Below are 14,859 nucleotides of genomic sequence, written 5' to 3'. Positions count from 1 at the left end.
TACCGGTCCGGGGTTGCAATCAGTACCATAAGGTGTCCCCATGTTGAACCCATCCCAGGCGGCAGCCGGTCTGCCGCAGCTCTGGCGCAGCGGTGGCGCGTCGCAGCCATCCGGCCTGGCGCCTGTCAGGCCGGAGCAATGGCGCGATGCCGCCGAGCGTGCCGGTTTTTCTTCGCGCCTCATAGATGCAGGCCTGAGCACTCGCCCGCTGCGCCCCCTGTTCAAGGAGCAGGACGGCGAAATCCTGCTGGTATTCGCCGTGCCTGTGCCCGCAGGGCCCGGTAGCGCGCGTCCTTTTACCATCGGTTATCTCTCGTTGCTGGCCAATGAACAGCATGTCCTGGTCGGCAGCCACGCGGCCCAGGCCGCCATGGCGCTGGTCAGCGAAGAGACGGCGCAGGCGGCGGGCTCAGGCAGGCAGGCGGCCGGCCTGCTGCGCGACGGCGCCCATCGCTTCATCGAGGCGCTGCGGGAGATCAATGCCGGCGTCGATGGCATCGAGGAGCACCTCAGGAGCGCCATCGTCAACCGGCAGATCTTCGACCTGCTCGAACACAACAAATGCCTGAACCAGCTGTTCGGCGCGCTGGAGTCCAACCTCAAGCTGCTGCAGCGGGTGCAGGCCTCGACGCTGCTGCACCAGGATGCCCGGGCGCGCCTGATTCTCGACGATGCCATGGTGGAAATGGGCCAGGCGCGCGCCATGGCCGAGATCCACAACGTCAATCTGAGCAACCTGATGGACGCATATTCTGCGGCGGTGGAAAACAACCTGAGCCTGGTCGTGCAATACCTGTCCATCTTTGTCATCGTTGCCGCGGTTCCCATGGGGATCGCCGGTATCTACGGCATGAACACGCCGTTGCCGTTCCAGGACGAACCTTACGCGCTGCCGGTGTTGGGGCTGCTGAGCCTGTTGCTGGCGGCCCTGATGGTGGCCGTGTTCAAGGCACGCCGCATCCTTTGATTTCGCAGGAGAAAACCTATGCTGCACTTCTATAAAAGCGATGACGCGGGCGTGCTGGCCCAGGTCGGGGATATCGCCCACAACGCTATCGTCCACATGGAGAATCCGGACGCTGGTGAAATCAGCCGGGTGGCGCAAGCCTTGGCCATCCCCCTCGATTTCTTCGAGGATTCGCTGGATCGTGACGAATTGCCGCGCATCGCCCAGCAGGGCGGCGCCACGCTGATCGTCGTCAATGCACCCCGGCGTATTGCAGGGGATGCACCTGCCTGGCGCACCACGCCGGTGGGTGTGATCCATGTGCAAGATCATCTGGTGATCGTGTCGCGTGAAAAGCTGGAACTGGTCGATGACCTGTTGCATGGCCGTCATGGGGACTTCCGCAGCTATATGAAGACCCGCGTCAGCCTGCTGCTGTTCCGCGCCATTGCCCAGGCCTATGACGACAGCCTGCAACAGATCAACCAGCAAGTGGCCGTATTGCAGAAGAAAATCAAGTCTTCCTACCGCAATACCGAGCTTTTCGCACTCATCGCGCTCAATAAGAGCCTGGTGAGCTTCTCGACCGCACTCAGCGCCATGGCCATTCTTTACCGGCGTCTGATCGCCGGGCAGGATATCCGTATCCATGACGAAGAGAAGCGGCGCCTGCACGACATTCTGATCGACATCCGCCAGGCGGCGGAGATCACCGAGATGCGGCGCGAAAGCCTGAGCAATCTGATGGATGCCTATGCCGCCATCATTCACAACAACCTCAATTCAGTGCTCAAGGTGCTGACGGCCTTGACCATCATCATGGTCATTCCCACGATGATAGGCAGCATTTTCTCGATGAACGTCGCCTTGCCCTATGAGGAAGAGTGGCTGTCCACCGTGGTGGTCGGGGCGGGCATGCTGCTGCTCAGCGCGGCCCTGATCTTTGTCTTCTACAAGAAAAAATACCTGCGGCAGTAAGGCTTCCGGCCTGCTGCGCGGAATCCTGCGGAGAATTCCCAGCATGATGCATATTTATACCCAAGACGCTCAAGGACAGTTGGTCCGGACTGAGGCCATTCCTGCTTGCGGCTGGATCCAGCTGCAAGACCCCCGGCCTGAGGAACTGCACCAGGTGGCCAGCGCCACCGGCCTGCCGTTTGCCTTTTTCGAGGACGCATTGCGCCCGGAAGAACGCCCCAGGGTGGAGCGCCAAGGCCAGGCCTGCCTGGTTCTGCTGCACGAACCTTGCCGCGACGAGCGGGTCGGCGCCATTGATGAGGACGTGAAGTATCGCAGCCTGCCGCTCGGCGTCATCGTGGCGGGGGACCTGATCGTAACGGTCAGCCGCCAGGTGTCGGCGATTTCGCCGGATTTTTTCCTGCGCCACGGTTTGCGGTTGGCGCCAGGGCGTCAGGCCGGCAACGTGATGGCGCTGGTGGAGGGCATTGCCCAGGCCTTCGGCGGCGTCATGCAGGACATAGATACGGACATTGCCAGCGCCGAAGCGGAACTGGCGCGTTCCTACCGGAACCGGGAGCTGTATGCCTTGCTCTATCTGAATGAAAGCCTGATCTACATGACCACTGCGCTGAAGAACATGATGCACGTCATGAACCGGATACGCCACGATGACTATTTGCCGCTGGGGCCGGACGAAGCCGCCATGTTCGAGGTGGCGCAGGCGGAACTGGACCAGGCGCATGCCGTGACGCACATCAGCCAGCTAAACCTGAACAACGTCATGGATGCCTACGGCAATATCATCCAGAACAACGTCAGCCACATCGTCAAGTTCCTGACGGCAGTCACGATCGTGCTGTCCATCCCGACGCTGATCGCCAGCATCTACGGCATGAATGTGCCGCTGCCTTACCAGGAAGAGCCCGGCGCCTTCACCGCCATTGTCGTCGGCATGGTCGTGATTAGCGGCCTGGTGGCCTGGATATTCCAGAAGAAGCGCTATTTCTGAGCATGAAAACCGGCCGGCACCAGGGCGGGGGAAAGCTGGTGCCGGTGCGGGATCAGAAGCGGTGGTTCAGGCCGATCATGACGCCGGTCTGGTTGCTGCCGACAGCAGCGCCGCCCCAGGCTGCCACGCCGATGCCGGGAGTGACGCTGACGGCACTGTTCTTCTGGTTGCGCATGTGGCCGGTGGTGATGTAGCCCGAGGTGCGCTTGGAGAAGTTGTAGACGCCCCGCAGATAGAGGGCGGTGGCTTCGCCGTTGCCGCGCCGGCGGCTGACCGCCATCTCGGTTTCCGAGTCGGCATTGCTGATCATGCGCACGAGCTGCGTGTTGATGACGAAGCGTCCGATTGGGTAGGACAGGCCGACGAAGAAGGTATTGGTGGTGAACTTGATTTCGCCCGGGGTGGCGTCGGTATCCGGCGTGTGGCGGCGCTGCATCCAGCCACCGCTGAGCGTGATGTCACCCGTGAAGGTGTAGTAGCCGTTGATGCCGAAGCGGTCGTCATGCGCGTGCAGGCTGCCCAGCCCCCAGAAGGATTCATTGGGCCCGCCGGTCACGCGGTCGAAGGCGGCGCCAAAGCCGTAATTGGCCGCGTTGTACTTCACATAGACGCCTTTCTCCTTGCACGAGCCGTTGTTATTGGTGGCCGAGCCGCCGCAGGTGGTGCCGGAAGGGCCGCCGGTGGCGTTGTCACGGCCGAAGCTGTAGGTACCGCCGAACGTGAAATTGTCGATCTTGTTGCTATAGCCGATGGCGTTGTCGGCGCGCGCGTTGGGAATGTAGGGGTCGAAGTTGCCCAGGCCATGCACGCTGGGGCCCATGACATCGGCGGGCGACATCAGGTACAGCGTAGTGGGCGTGTACTGGCGGCCCAGCTGGATCGTGCCATATGGGCCGCTGATGCCCAGGATGGCGGTGCGGCCAAACAGGCGGCCGGCCTGGGCGCTGTTGCCATCGCCGGGCGAAAAGCCGCTTTCCAGCTGGAAGAAGGCGCGGTAGCCGTCGCCCAGATCTTCCGAACCCTTCAGGCCCCAGCGGGAGGGGGCGATGCCGCCGGTGGCAATCGGAAAACGGGTAACGCTGGAGGTGCCCGCATCACTGCCTGCCGGGCCTTGCGGAACCTTGTTGGTCCATTCGATACCGGTATCAATCATGCCGTAGAGGGTGACTTCCTGCGCTTGGGCTGTGCCTGCAAAACATGAGAGAACGCAGGCGGCAGCGAAATAGTGCTTGGTCTTCATGAACATCCTTGGTGCTGTTGGTGGTTGGTGGAAAGCCTGGTTGTCGATTTTTAGGTTGTCTTAATTGTTATTTTTGATAATTAAACATTGGCAGCCAATACAGGAAAACAGCATCAGTGTTTCTCTGTATGGCAACTTTGAAATTGTTTTGTAACACATAAATTGGCTGTGTTTTGCGAGATTTTTTGTCGTTTCAACAGTAAATCAGCACGTTTTAAGCAGTTGTTTTACTTTTCACGCAATGTTCGTGCGTTTTTGATTTACCGTTGAAATATTTCTTTCCATATGTTAATTGGTTAATTTTATTAATTAAAATATTGCTATGCAGCATTGCTGGGTAAAGTGGGATATGCGTAGGCCTCGCTGGTGGCAGGCAGCCCGCCCTCTCACGCCGGCTGGTGGCGGCGGCCAGTGCGTTTTGTGCAGGTGCGGCATGGCGCCGTCCGGCTCGTGCGCGCCAGGCGGACAGACGAAAAAAAACCCTGCCGGGGCAGGGTTTGGCGGAGCGGAAAGGGCTTAGAAGGCCCAGTCCTCGTCTTCCGTGTTGACGGCCTTGCCTATGACATAGGAAGAGCCGGAGCCGGAAAAGAAGTCGTGGTTTTCGTCGGCGCCAGGTGAAAGCGAGGCCAGGATGGCAGGGTTGACGTTGGTGACGGCTGCGGGGAACAGGGATTCATAGCCCAGGTTCATCAAGGCCTTGTTGGCGTTGTAATGCAGGAACTTCTTGACGTCTTCGGTCCAGCCGACGCCGTCGTACAGCTCTTCGGTATAGCGAATTTCGTTGTCGTACAGCTCGTGCAGCAGTTCGAAGGCGTAATCCTTGATCTCCAGTCGGCGTGCCTCGGAGACCTGCTCCAGGTTGCGCTGGAACTTGTAGCCGATGTAGTAGCCGTGCACGGCTTCATCGCGGATGATGAGCCGGATCAGGTCGGCAGTATTGGTCAGCTTGCCCCGGCTGGACCAGTACATCGGCAGGTAGAAGCCGGAATAGAACAGGAAGGACTCCAGGAAGACGCTGGCCACCTTGCGCATCAACGGATCGTCGGCACGGTAGCGTTCCAGTATCAGGGTAGCCTTGCGCTGCAGGGCTTCGTTTTCCTCGCTCCAGCGGTAGGCATCATCCACGTCCGGCGTCAGGCACAACGTGGAGAAAATGGAGCTGTAGGAACGCGCATGCACGGCTTCCATGAAGCTGATGTTGGTGTACACCGCTTCCTCGTGCGGCGTCAGCGCATCATTGATCAGCGCCGGGGCGCCCACCGTGTTCTGGATGGTGTCCAGCAGCGTCAGACCGGTGAATACCCGGATGGTGGTCTGCTGCTCCAGCGGCGTCAGCGTGGCCCAGGCGGGAATGTCATTGGAAAGGGGGACTTTCTCGGGCAGCCAGAAATTTCCGGTCAGGCGGTTCCAGACTTCGAGGTCCTTGTCGTCTTCGATGCGGTTCCAGTTGATTGCATCGACGCGCTTGAGCCGCTTGGCGGCCAGCGGGCTGGGCGGGTTGGTGCTCATGGCAGTTTCCGTGGTTCTGGGGTGGCGGCTCATAGCGTGCAGGACACGCAGCCTTCGACGGCGGTGCCTTCCAGCGCCATCTGGCGCAGCCGGATGTAATAGATGGTTTTGATGCCCTTGCGCCAGGCGTAGATCTGCGCCCGGTTGATATCGCGCGTCGTGGCGCTGTCGCGGAAGAACAGCGTGAGCGACAGCCCCTGGTCCACGTGCTGGGTCGCGGCGGCATAGGTGTCTATGATTTTCTCCGGCCCGATTTCATAGGCATCCTGATAGTAGGCCAGGTTGTCGTTGCTCATGTAAGGGGCGGGGTAATAGACGCGCCCGATCTTGCCTTCCTTGCGGATTTCGATCTTGGCCACAATGGGGTGGATGCTGGAGGTCGAATGGTTGATGTACGAAATCGACCCGGTAGGCGGTACGGCCTGCAGGTTCTGGTTGTAGAGCCCGTGTTCGCGTACGGCGGCTTTCAGTGCGCGCCAGTCTTCCTGGGTGGGAATGGCAATGCCGGCTTGCCGGAACAACTCGGCCACGCGCTGGGTGGCAGGCTGCCAGGCTTGTTCCGTATATTTGTCGAAGTATTCGCCGCTGGCGTATTTGGATTCCTCGAAGCCGGCAAAGCGCTGGCCGCGTTCATAGGCCAGCAGGTTGGAGGCGCGCAGGGCGTGGTAGGTCACTGTGTAGAAGTACATGTTGGTGAAGTCCACGCCTTCCTCTGAACCATAGAAAATGCGTTCGCGGGCCAGGTAGCCGTGCAGGTTCATCTGCCCCAGGCCGATGGCGTGCGATTGGGCATTGCCATGGGCAATGGAGGGCACCGAACGGATATCGCTCATGTCCGATACGGCCGTCAGGCCGCGCACGGCCACTTCCACGGTACGGCCGAAATCGGGAGAATCCATGGTCTTGGCGATGTTCAGCGAGCCGAGATTGCAGGAAATGTCCTTGCCCAGGTCCGTGTAGGAAAGGTCTGGGTCGTAGCTGGCCGGCGCATTGACCTGCAGGATCTCCGAGCACAGGTTGCTCATGTTGATCCGCCCCTTGATGGGGTTGGCGCGGTTGACCGTATCCTCGAACATCAGGTACGGATAGCCCGATTCGAACTGGATCTCGGCCAAGGTCAGAAAGAATTCGCGCGCATTGATCTTGCTCTTGCGGATGCGCGGGTCGTCCACCATCTCGCGGTATTTTTCCGTGACGCTGATGTCGCCGAAGGGCTTGCCATAGACGCGTTCCACGTCATACGGTGAGAACAGGTACATGTCCTCGTTGTCGCGTGCCAGCTGGAAGGTGATATCGGGCACGACGACACCCAGCGACAGCGTCTTGATGCGGATTTTCTCGTCGGCGTTCTCGCGCTTGGTGTCCAGGAAACGCAGGATGTCGGGGTGGTGGGCATTCAGGTAGACCGCGCCGGCGCCTTGGCGTGAACCCAGCTGGTTGGCGTACGAGAAGGCATCTTCCAGCAGCTTCATGATGGGAATGATGCCGGAGGACTGGTTTTCGATCTGCTTGATGGGGGCGCCGGCTTCCCGGATGTTGCTCAGCAGGAAGGCTACGCCGCCGCCGCGCTTGGAGAGTTGCAGCGCCGAATTGATGGCGCGGCCGATGGACTCCATATTGTCTTCAATGCGCAGCAGAAAGCACGACACCAGCTCGCCGCGCTGCTTCTTGCCGGCGTTCAGGAAAGTGGGGGTCGCGGGTTGGAAGCGGCCGCTGATGATTTCATCGACCAGCGCCAGCGCCAGGCCTTCGTTGCCCTGGGCCAACGCGAGCGCGACCATGCAGACGCGGTCTTCGTAGCGTTCCAGGTAGCGCTTGCCGTCGAAAGTCTTGAGCGTATAGCTGGTGTAATACTTGAAGGCGCCCAGGAAGGTGGGGAAGCGGAACTTGCGTGCGTAGGCATCGGTGAACAGCTGGTGGATGAAATCCGGCGAATACTGACGCAGCACGTCGGCCTCGTAGTATTCCTTTTCCACCAGGTAATCGAGCTTTTCCTGCAGGTTGTGAAAGAACACCGTGTTCTGGTTCACATGTTGCAGGAAGTATTGCCGCGCCGCCATGCGGTCTTTGTCGAACTGTATCTGCCCTTGCTCGTCGAACAGATTGAGCATGGCATTGAGCGCGTGAAAATCCAGTTCAGCGCTGGCGGCGGCTTTCGGTATCAATGTTGTCGTTTCCAAAATGCTTGTACTCCGTGGCGGACTTTGATGACATCTTCTTCTGTTCCCAGCATTTCGAAGCGGTACAGCAGCGGCACCTTGCACTTCTGCGCAATGATGGTGCCGGCCAGACAATAGGCCGTACCGAAATTGGTATTGCCGGCGGCAATCACGCCACGCAGGAGCGCGCGATTGGCTTCGTGGTTCAGGAAGTGGATGACGGCCTTGGGCACGGCGCCGGCGGGGTGGCCGCCGCCGTAGGTCGGGACGATGAGAATGTAGGGTTCAGGCGCCAGCAGAAAGGCGTCCCGCGAGGACAGTGGAATACGGTGGGCAGCCATGCCCAGTTTTTCAACGAAGCGCTGGGTATTGCCGGAGCTGGTGGAAAAAAAGATGATCTGGCCCATGGCTGCGGGTTCCTGGTCCTGCTGATTGCTTGGTAAGCGGCTGGGAAAAGCACGGAGCGAGGTCGGGTCAGGCTGCCCGCCTGCCTGCCGGATTTGCCTGCCTGGCAGAAGCAGGCAGCCTGGGGACGCTGCCGCCACCCTGGCTGGCACCGGTCACCGGCCTCAGGCCAGCGCGCTGATCTTGTCCGGACGGAAGCCCGACCAGTGGTCCGCGCCGGCCACTACGACGGGGGCCTGCTGGTAGCCCAGATCGCGCACCTTTTGCAGGGCGACAGCATCTTCGGTCAGGTCCACGACCTGATAAGTGATGCCCTGTTTATCCAGCGCCCGGTAGGTGGCGACGCATTGCACGCAAGCCGGCTTGCTATAAACAGTAACGATCATGATTGCTATTCCTTGGATTGGTTTGAAAATTCCTGCATCGCGCAGAAAACGGCTGGCGCGGGATGAGGCAGGAATGAACGGGAAGTTAAGCTATCTGGTGCACAGAATAGCAAAATAGTACTAGATGTAGTGGTTACATTTTGGTTTAACCATAAATCTAGTGGTTGTATTGAATGCCGGATCAGGCCCGGAACCGCGCCAGTTCTGGCCTTGGCGGGCGCTTGCGGGCATGGCGGCCAGCGCCGGCGATATTGTTACGAAGCGCAAACCGCGTTAGCGGCTGACGTCAGCCCTCAGGCTGCCCCGAGCCTGGACGCCAGGGCCGGGCGGCGGTGTTCAAAGCCTGCCGAATGGCGTATTCTCTCGGCAGCGAGCCGGTACCGAGGGGTGCCGGCGTTTTTCTGATGCGGTTCTGCGCCATGTATTACACCTTCCTGCTGTTTGTTGTCCTGACCCTTCTGCCTCTGCTGCTGATGACGCTGCCTGCCTATCTGCGCAGTGCGCGCGGCGGCGATGGCCGTGTCAAGTTCTGGTGGGGATTGTGCCTGGCAGGCACGGCGCTCTGGGGGTTGGCGCTGGTCGTATTCTCGGACAGCTGCCTGTCGTTTGGCGGCGGCCAGGTCGTCTGTCATTCCCAGCTGGTATTGCCCGAATGGTTCCGCATGGCGGCGCTGGTCTACGTGCCGCTGGGCGGCGTGGTGGTGCCGGTCCTGTGGTTCATGGTGTTTTATGTCGCAGTGCGGCGCGCTCAGCGCCGGCGCGCCCAGGCCGGAGAGGCCTGAGCGGCAGCCCTGATATTTGCCCTTGGGGAAGGGTGAATCGGTGGCAGGTATGCGCGGGGAGCCTGTTTTTCTATCGGAACGAATCCAAGACTGTCTTGAGGCAGCACGGAATGGAGCAGGAATGACGGAGACAGCGCAAAACAAGGCGCCAACAGACCCAAGACCCGCCGCTGCGGCGCCACCCGGTGCCGTGGTTCCCCGCAGAATCCTCTGGTACGCCGTCCTGGTCATATTGATCGCAGGCAATCTGCGTCCAGTGTTTCCCAGCCTGGCAGCGCTGCTGCCGGAAATCATGGCAGCGCTGGACATGTCGGCGGCGCAGGCCAGCTATCTGACCACCTTGCCAGTCATTTGCCTGGGCATATTCGCCCCGTTGGCACCGGTCATGGCGCGCCGCCGGGGTGTCGAACGCACCATGTTCTGGGCGCTGCTGCTGTTGACGCTGGGTTCCGCGCTGCGTTTGGTTGAATCATTCTGGGTGCTGCTGCTGGCATCGGCCATGGCAGGCACCGCCATTGCCATTGGCAACGTTCTGTTGCCTGGGCTGGTCAAACGCGATTTTCCCAGGCACATGGCCTTGATGACCGGCCTGTACACCACCTTCCTCTGTGCTGGGGCGGCCTGTGCGGCCGTGCTGACCGTGCCATTGGCGCGTGCCACGGAATGGAACATGGCCCTGGCTGCCTGGGCGCTGCCGGCGGCGCTGGTCGCGCTGTTCTGGGGCGTGCATTTGCGCCGCCTGCCCGCACACCAGCCGGCTGCACCGGCGCCGCAACGGCCGGCTGCCGTCTGGCGAGACCCCTTGTCCTGGCAACTGACAGGCCTCATGGGGCTGCAATCGGCTTTGGCTTACTGTGTCTTTGGCTGGCTGGCACCCATTATGCGTAGCCGGGGCATGGATGCGGGCATGGCTGGCGTGATGGTGTCGGTATCCATCGTGGTGCAGATGGTGGCTTGCCTGTTCGTTCCCCATTTCGTCGTACGCTGTCGCGACCAGCGCTGGATCGCCAGCGTACTGGCGCTGTTTGCCGGTGGCGCCTTGCTGGGCCTGTTGTATCTGCCGTTGTCGCTGGCCTGGTTCTGGATGGTGATCCAGGGGCTGGGGCAGGGTGGCCTGATCGCGCTGGCCATGACATTTATCGTGCTGCGCGCGGCAGATTCCGCCGTGGCCTCGCGGCTGTCTGGCATGGCGCAAGGCGGCGGCTATATTCTTGCGGCGCTGGGGCCCCTGCTGGTCGGGTTGCTGCTGGAGTGGACCGGCAGCTACGCCAGTTCCGGTTGGCTGTTTGGCGGACTGGCGCTGGGGGTTGCCATCACGGGCTGGGGCGCTGGCCAGGGCCGGGTAGTGCGGGCCTGACAGGCGGGCAAGGCAGCCTTGCCGCCGCAGGCGAGGGGGCTGGTGTACGGGTATGACGGTCCGGCCCCCTGGGGGGCTGCCTGGCTCAGGATTTCATCAGAGGCAGGCGGCCGCCCGTGGCCAGTGCACGCTCCATCTGCACGCCGCGGCGGAAGCGGTACAGCTTGGCCGGGCGCCCGCCGGTTTGAGTCGATGCGCCGGTTTCCTCCACCAGGTCCTGCTGGGCAATCAGGCGCCGGAAGTTTTGCTTGTGCAGGCGCCGTCCCGCCAGGGCCTCGACGGCCTGCTGCAATTGCAGCAGGCTGAAGCTTGCAGGCATCAATTCATAGATGACCGGCCGGTACTTCAGCTTGGCGCGCAGGCGTGTCATGGCCGTGGCCAGAATGCGGCGGTGATCGTACAGCATGCTGCGCCCGGGCAGCAGGTCGGTGCCAGCAGTCGGGGATTCCGGCACCAGGCTGGCTTCATAGAGCAGTTCGTAGCGCGGCAGCGTGCGTTCTTCATCCCAGATATCGTTTTCCAGGCCGAAAAGCGCGCAGCAGCGCTGCCACTGGCGTTCGCGCAGGCCGCGTGGCTGGCTGCGCGCCCAGGCGCGCAGGCGGGTGGCGATATCGGCGAGCAGCAAGGCATTGCTGTCGTCGCGGCGGTCTTCCCAGGGGAAGTATTCATACCAGCTGCGCCAGCTTGCATCCAGATCCGCCGGCGCGTCGCCTGCCAGGGTGAGGCCGAGATAGCTGATGGATATCGTGCGCATGTCCGGGGCATCCGCATGGCGGCCGCGATCGGCAAAGGTGTAGAGCTGTTCGAGATAGCCCAGCGGGTGGTGGGTTTGCGCCTCTACCCAGCCGCGCAGGCCGGCCTGCAGCGAACGGTGGGCCATGACGAAGGGGCCGGCGGGGAAGGTAAGCCCGCCCTGAATGGTCAGGACGGAGGGCGCCTGGCTGTCGGCGGCGGCCAGGACGGCCACCAGTTCCACAGCCAGCGTATCGGAAGCCAGGGTCTGCATGACGATGATCGGTGTCGGGTCAGGTCAGGCGCGAGGCGACGAAACGCTTGAAGGGGCTGGCCGAACTGGCGAAGCGCAAAGTGGCTTCGCGCAGCAGGCGGCCTGGCGGCGTGTCGTTGGTGAACATGGTGACGACCAGATTGGTGGACAGGAACAAGGGCAGCGTGTGCAGGCGGTGGGCGCGTTCATAGCGCTTGAGCCAGCTGCTGTCGCCGATATCCGCATTGCGCCTTGCCGCGGTCAATACCTGTCGCGACAGACTGGCCACACTGCGCAGGCCCAGGTTGAAACCATGCGCGGTGACCGGGTGCATGCCCACGGCGGCGTCGCCCACCAGCGCGAAGCGCGGGCCGGCGAAACGGTAGGCATAGACCCCGACCAGCGGATACACGTGGCGGGTGCTGGCCGTGCTCATCTTTCCCAGGCGCTGATCAAAGCGCCGCGTCATCTCGTCGGCGAAGCTGGCGTCATCCAGTGCCTGTAGTGCCTGGATCTGGTGGTGCGGCAAGGTCAGCACGGCCGAGGCGCGCAGGCCGTTGAGCGGCAGCAATGCCAGCGTCTGGCCATAGCCGAACCATTCCCAGGCGACGTGGCCATGGTCGATTTCATGATCCAGGCGGCCGACCATCATGGATTTGCCGAAATCGTGCATATAAGCGCCTATGCCCATGGCACGGCGCATCGAGGAAAAGCGGCTGTCGGCGGCGACCAGCAGGCGGGTGTGCAATTGGCGGCCATCGGACAGGCTGACCCGCGTGCTGTGCTCGCCCGGTTCTACCGTGACGGCACTGGTGCCGTCGAGCACCTCGATAGTCGGACGCTGGGACACTGCCTGCCAAGCCGCGCGCCGGATACAGCAATTGGGTACCAGCCAGCCCAGCTGGTCGCTGCCGCCGGCCTGAGCGGTGATCGCCATGGGGTTGCGCGAGCTGCCGTTGAATACGTGTGCGTCGCGCAGCAGGGAAATGTCGTCTTCGGCAATCAGTTGCCAGACGCCCAGTTCTTCAAGCAACTGGCGCGATTCGTGCGATAGCGCAATCTCGCGGCCATCGAAGGCGGGGTCGGCCAGGCTGGAGGCCGGCTGCTGTTCGACGATAGTCACGGACAGGCCGCCCGCCGACAGGGCGCGCGCCAGGCACAGGCCGGCGGGGCCGGCGCCGACGATGACGACATCCTTTTCCGCAGCGTGGGTCATGAGGTACTCCAGAAAGACAGATAGGCGGCAGTTTAGAGCCTGTTTGCAGGCGGCGCCATGCCGGTGGCAGGCGCACTTGATCCAGCACAAGCGGGGCTGGCGACCGCGCCCTGCATAATACCCAATGCGCGCCGCCTGCGCTGTATTCCCGACAGCAGTCTGTTGCATAAATCTGCCCGAATCAGCGGCTTTTCGCTTAGTATTCACCAGCCGTACCCATGTTTTCCCTGTGCGGTCTTCTTCTTCATTCTTTACAGTGGCGACCATGCGCTCTGCACATTTGCACTATCGGGTCTTCGTCCTGTTGCTGACGGTCGTTTCGTTGGCTTTCTTCTGGCTCATGCTGCCGTTTTTCACGGCCATTTTCTGGGGGACTGTTCTGGCGGTGCTGTTTATGCCCCTGAATCAATACATGATGCGTATTCTGCGCGGCCGGAAGAATCTTGCCGCGTTATTGACGCTGTGCGCGGCGTTGTTGTGTGTGATCCTGCCAGTGGCCTTTATCACTGGGGCCTTGGTCAAGGAAATCATCGCGCTCTATGAGCGCATCAGTTCCGGGCAGCTTAACTTTTCCCTGTACTTCCACCAGATCGTCAATGCCCTGCCGCCTTCCTTGCAGGAGTACGTGGTGCGCCTGACAGGTGAGGAATCGGGCGGGCAGGGCAAGGTGGCTTCCACCATCATGCAGGTCAGTCAGTATGTGGCTTCCCACGCGGTCAGCCTGGGCCAGAATACGCTGCAATTCGTGGTGGGCGCGGGCATCATGATGTACCTGCTGTTCTTCCTGTTGCGTGATGGCACCTGGCTGTCGCAGCGCATCCGCCGCGCAGTGCCGCTGAGCGACATGCACAAGCAGAACCTGGCGCGTAACTTCACGACCGTGGTGCGCGCAACCGTCAAGGGCAACATCGCGGTGGCTGCGGCGCAAGGCTTGCTGGGTGGCCTGAGCTTCTGGTTCCTGGGCATCCAGGGCGCCTTGCTGTGGGGGGTCGTCATGGCGTTTCTGTCCTTGCTGCCGGCCGTCGGCGCCAGCCTGATCTGGGGCCCGGTGGCCATCTATTTCCTGGTAACCGGCGCAACCTGGCAGGGGGTGTTCCTGCTGCTGTACGGCATTCTGGTGATTGGTCTCATGGATAACGTCTTGCGTCCGCTGCTGGTGGGTAAGGACCTGCGCATGCCGGACTACCTGGTGCTGATTTCCACGCTGGGCGGGCTGACACTATTCGGCTTGAACGGGTTCGTGATGGGGCCGCTGATTGCCGCGTTGTTCATTGCAGTCTGGAATCTGTTCGTGGATATTCCGACGGCGCCTTCTGATCGTCACGGCCGTAATGCGCATCTGCGTTGATAAGCGGAAACGCCAGTATTGATGCGCTTTTTGCGTGTATCTGGATGGTCTGAAGAGGGTTCCTGGGGCGATTCCGAATGCCCCGGGAAAGACAATTTAAAAAAATTCCGATTTTCCGATTGACTGCGGCTGAAATTCCGGTCATAGTGGAGACGCAGATGGTCAAGCGACGCGGGTTTCAGTACACCAGTCGCCCAGTGTTGGTATCTAGGTTGTGTTCGACGTCCCTTCCTTGATCGTTTCTGGCAATCCCGGGCGTTGCGCCCGTTTATTCAAGGAAGTTTTTAGTTATGGCAACCGGTACCGTTAAATGGTTCAACCCTGAAAAGGGCTTCGGCTTCATCGTTCCTGATGAAGGCGGCAAGGATCTCTTCGCTCACTACTCCGAAATCCGTATCAACGGTTTCAAGTCGTTGGAAGAAAACCAGCGCGTGAGCTATGAAATCGGCGAAGGCCCCAAGGGCCCGAACGCAAAGAACATCGAACTGCTGGCCTAATACCGGCGAGTTCGTTGCCGCATCACCCTTCACCGGGTGATGCGGCAGGAAAAGACCGCA

The 14,859-nt window shown here is 61.1% G+C and carries 14 protein-coding genes; 7 read left to right on the top strand and 7 right to left on the bottom strand.

Annotated elements, in window-relative coordinates; genetic code table 11:
* Window positions 1-40 precede the first annotated feature (40 nt).
* The 3 genes from ACEW7X_RS10920 to ACEW7X_RS10910 are packed head-to-tail and all read left to right on the top strand — an operon-like array spanning window position 41 to window position 2,915.
* The gene (locus tag ACEW7X_RS10920; protein WP_130487842.1) at window positions 41-967 is read left to right on the top strand and encodes a CorA family divalent cation transporter; all 927 of its coding nucleotides are present in this window, start codon (window positions 41-43) and stop codon (window positions 965-967) included.
* An 18-nt stretch (window positions 968-985) separates the two neighbouring features.
* A complete protein-coding gene (locus ACEW7X_RS10915; protein ID WP_253102926.1) occupies window positions 986-1,924 on the top strand; it encodes a magnesium transporter CorA family protein in 939 nt (312 codons plus the stop codon).
* Window positions 1,925-1,967: 43 nt separating this feature from the next.
* The gene (locus ACEW7X_RS10910) at window positions 1,968-2,915 is read left to right on the top strand and encodes a magnesium transporter CorA family protein (RefSeq protein WP_253102927.1); all 948 of its coding nucleotides are present in this window, start codon (window positions 1,968-1,970) and stop codon (window positions 2,913-2,915) included.
* A 52-nt stretch (window positions 2,916-2,967) separates the two neighbouring features.
* Here the strand turns inward: ACEW7X_RS10910 and ACEW7X_RS10905 are convergent, their stop codons facing one another.
* From ACEW7X_RS10905 to nrdH, 5 genes are all read right to left on the bottom strand, one after another.
* Window positions 2,968-4,155, bottom strand: coding sequence for a porin (locus ACEW7X_RS10905; RefSeq protein ID WP_167731891.1), 1,188 nt, complete (start codon window positions 4,153-4,155; stop codon window positions 2,968-2,970).
* Window positions 4,156-4,671: 516 nt separating this feature from the next.
* Window positions 4,672-5,664 carry a class 1b ribonucleoside-diphosphate reductase subunit beta gene (nrdF, locus tag ACEW7X_RS10900; protein WP_420177198.1) on the bottom strand — a complete coding sequence of 331 codons (993 nt, stop codon included), beginning with the start codon at window positions 5,662-5,664 and terminating at the stop codon, window positions 4,672-4,674.
* A 29-nt stretch (window positions 5,665-5,693) separates the two neighbouring features.
* Window positions 5,694-7,775, bottom strand: a complete 2,082-nt coding sequence (nrdE, locus tag ACEW7X_RS10895) for a class 1b ribonucleoside-diphosphate reductase subunit alpha (RefSeq protein ID WP_202969573.1) — start codon at window positions 7,773-7,775, stop codon at window positions 5,694-5,696.
* Window positions 7,776-7,825: 50 nt separating this feature from the next.
* Complete coding sequence (nrdI, locus tag ACEW7X_RS10890) at window positions 7,826-8,230, bottom strand: class Ib ribonucleoside-diphosphate reductase assembly flavoprotein NrdI (RefSeq protein WP_068374664.1); 405 nt, start codon at window positions 8,228-8,230, stop codon at window positions 7,826-7,828.
* A gap of 162 nt (window positions 8,231-8,392) precedes the next feature.
* Complete coding sequence (gene nrdH / locus ACEW7X_RS10885) at window positions 8,393-8,614, bottom strand: glutaredoxin-like protein NrdH (protein ID WP_068374667.1); 222 nt, start codon at window positions 8,612-8,614, stop codon at window positions 8,393-8,395.
* Window positions 8,615-9,033: 419 nt separating this feature from the next.
* Here nrdH and ACEW7X_RS10880 point away from each other — a divergent pair, with 419 nt between their 5' ends.
* Both ACEW7X_RS10880 and ACEW7X_RS10875 read left to right on the top strand, forming a co-directional pair.
* Window positions 9,034-9,396, top strand: coding sequence for a hypothetical protein (locus tag ACEW7X_RS10880; protein WP_153044158.1), 363 nt, complete (start codon window positions 9,034-9,036; stop codon window positions 9,394-9,396).
* Between the two features lie 190 nt (window positions 9,397-9,586).
* On the top strand, window positions 9,587-10,753 hold the full coding sequence (locus ACEW7X_RS10875) for an MFS transporter (protein WP_238591441.1): 1,167 nt from the start codon (window positions 9,587-9,589) through the stop codon (window positions 10,751-10,753).
* Window positions 10,754-10,838: 85 nt separating this feature from the next.
* Here ACEW7X_RS10875 and ACEW7X_RS10870 read toward each other — a convergent pair whose 3' ends face one another.
* Both ACEW7X_RS10870 and ubiM read right to left on the bottom strand, forming a co-directional pair.
* Window positions 10,839-11,759 carry an NUDIX hydrolase gene (locus ACEW7X_RS10870; protein ID WP_068374672.1) on the bottom strand — a complete coding sequence of 307 codons (921 nt, stop codon included), beginning with the start codon at window positions 11,757-11,759 and terminating at the stop codon, window positions 10,839-10,841.
* Window positions 11,760-11,778: 19 nt separating this feature from the next.
* Window positions 11,779-12,954 (bottom strand): 5-demethoxyubiquinol-8 5-hydroxylase UbiM, encoded by a 1,176-nt coding sequence (gene ubiM / locus ACEW7X_RS10865; RefSeq protein WP_127774662.1) that lies wholly within the window; start codon window positions 12,952-12,954, stop codon window positions 11,779-11,781.
* 265 nt (window positions 12,955-13,219) lie between these two features.
* On the opposite strand from ubiM, the gene ACEW7X_RS10860 reads away from it, so the two are divergent.
* Window positions 13,220-14,302 (top strand): AI-2E family transporter, encoded by a 1,083-nt coding sequence (locus tag ACEW7X_RS10860; RefSeq protein ID WP_068374678.1) that lies wholly within the window; start codon window positions 13,220-13,222, stop codon window positions 14,300-14,302.
* 290 nt (window positions 14,303-14,592) lie between these two features.
* Window positions 14,593-14,799, top strand: coding sequence for a cold-shock protein (locus ACEW7X_RS10855; protein WP_068374683.1), 207 nt, complete (start codon window positions 14,593-14,595; stop codon window positions 14,797-14,799).
* Window positions 14,800-14,859: the final 60 nt, after the last annotated feature.

The sequence above is a fragment of the Kerstersia gyiorum genome (assembly GCF_048595715.1).
Classification (GTDB): Bacteria; Pseudomonadota; Gammaproteobacteria; order Burkholderiales; family Burkholderiaceae_B; genus Kerstersia; species Kerstersia gyiorum.
This window is presented reverse-complemented; position numbering and strand designations above follow the sequence as displayed.

Bases quoted from the DNA above. Each gene is read 5' to 3' on its own strand.
- ACEW7X_RS10920 (WP_130487842.1), top strand. From the start codon at position 41: ATGTTGAACCCATCCCAGGCGGCAGCCGGTCTGCCGCAGCTCTGGCGC.
- ACEW7X_RS10915 (WP_253102926.1), top strand. From the start codon at position 986: ATGCTGCACTTCTATAAAAGCGATGACGCGGGCGTGCTGGCCCAGGTC.
- ACEW7X_RS10910 (WP_253102927.1), top strand. From the start codon at position 1,968: ATGATGCATATTTATACCCAAGACGCTCAAGGACAGTTGGTCCGGACT.
- ACEW7X_RS10905 (WP_167731891.1), bottom strand. From the start codon at position 4,155: ATGAAGACCAAGCACTATTTCGCTGCCGCCTGCGTTCTCTCATGTTTT.
- nrdF (WP_420177198.1), bottom strand. From the start codon at position 5,664: ATGAGCACCAACCCGCCCAGCCCGCTGGCCGCCAAGCGGCTCAAGCGC.
- nrdE (WP_202969573.1), bottom strand. From the start codon at position 7,775: ATGCTCAATCTGTTCGACGAGCAAGGGCAGATACAGTTCGACAAAGAC.
- nrdI (WP_068374664.1), bottom strand. From the start codon at position 8,230: ATGGGCCAGATCATCTTTTTTTCCACCAGCTCCGGCAATACCCAGCGC.
- nrdH (WP_068374667.1), bottom strand. From the start codon at position 8,614: ATGATCGTTACTGTTTATAGCAAGCCGGCTTGCGTGCAATGCGTCGCC.
- ACEW7X_RS10880 (WP_153044158.1), top strand. From the start codon at position 9,034: ATGTATTACACCTTCCTGCTGTTTGTTGTCCTGACCCTTCTGCCTCTG.
- ACEW7X_RS10870 (WP_068374672.1), bottom strand. From the start codon at position 11,759: ATGCAGACCCTGGCTTCCGATACGCTGGCTGTGGAACTGGTGGCCGTC.
- ubiM (WP_127774662.1), bottom strand. From the start codon at position 12,954: ATGACCCACGCTGCGGAAAAGGATGTCGTCATCGTCGGCGCCGGCCCC.
- ACEW7X_RS10860 (WP_068374678.1), top strand. From the start codon at position 13,220: ATGCGCTCTGCACATTTGCACTATCGGGTCTTCGTCCTGTTGCTGACG.
- ACEW7X_RS10855 (WP_068374683.1), top strand. From the start codon at position 14,593: ATGGCAACCGGTACCGTTAAATGGTTCAACCCTGAAAAGGGCTTCGGC.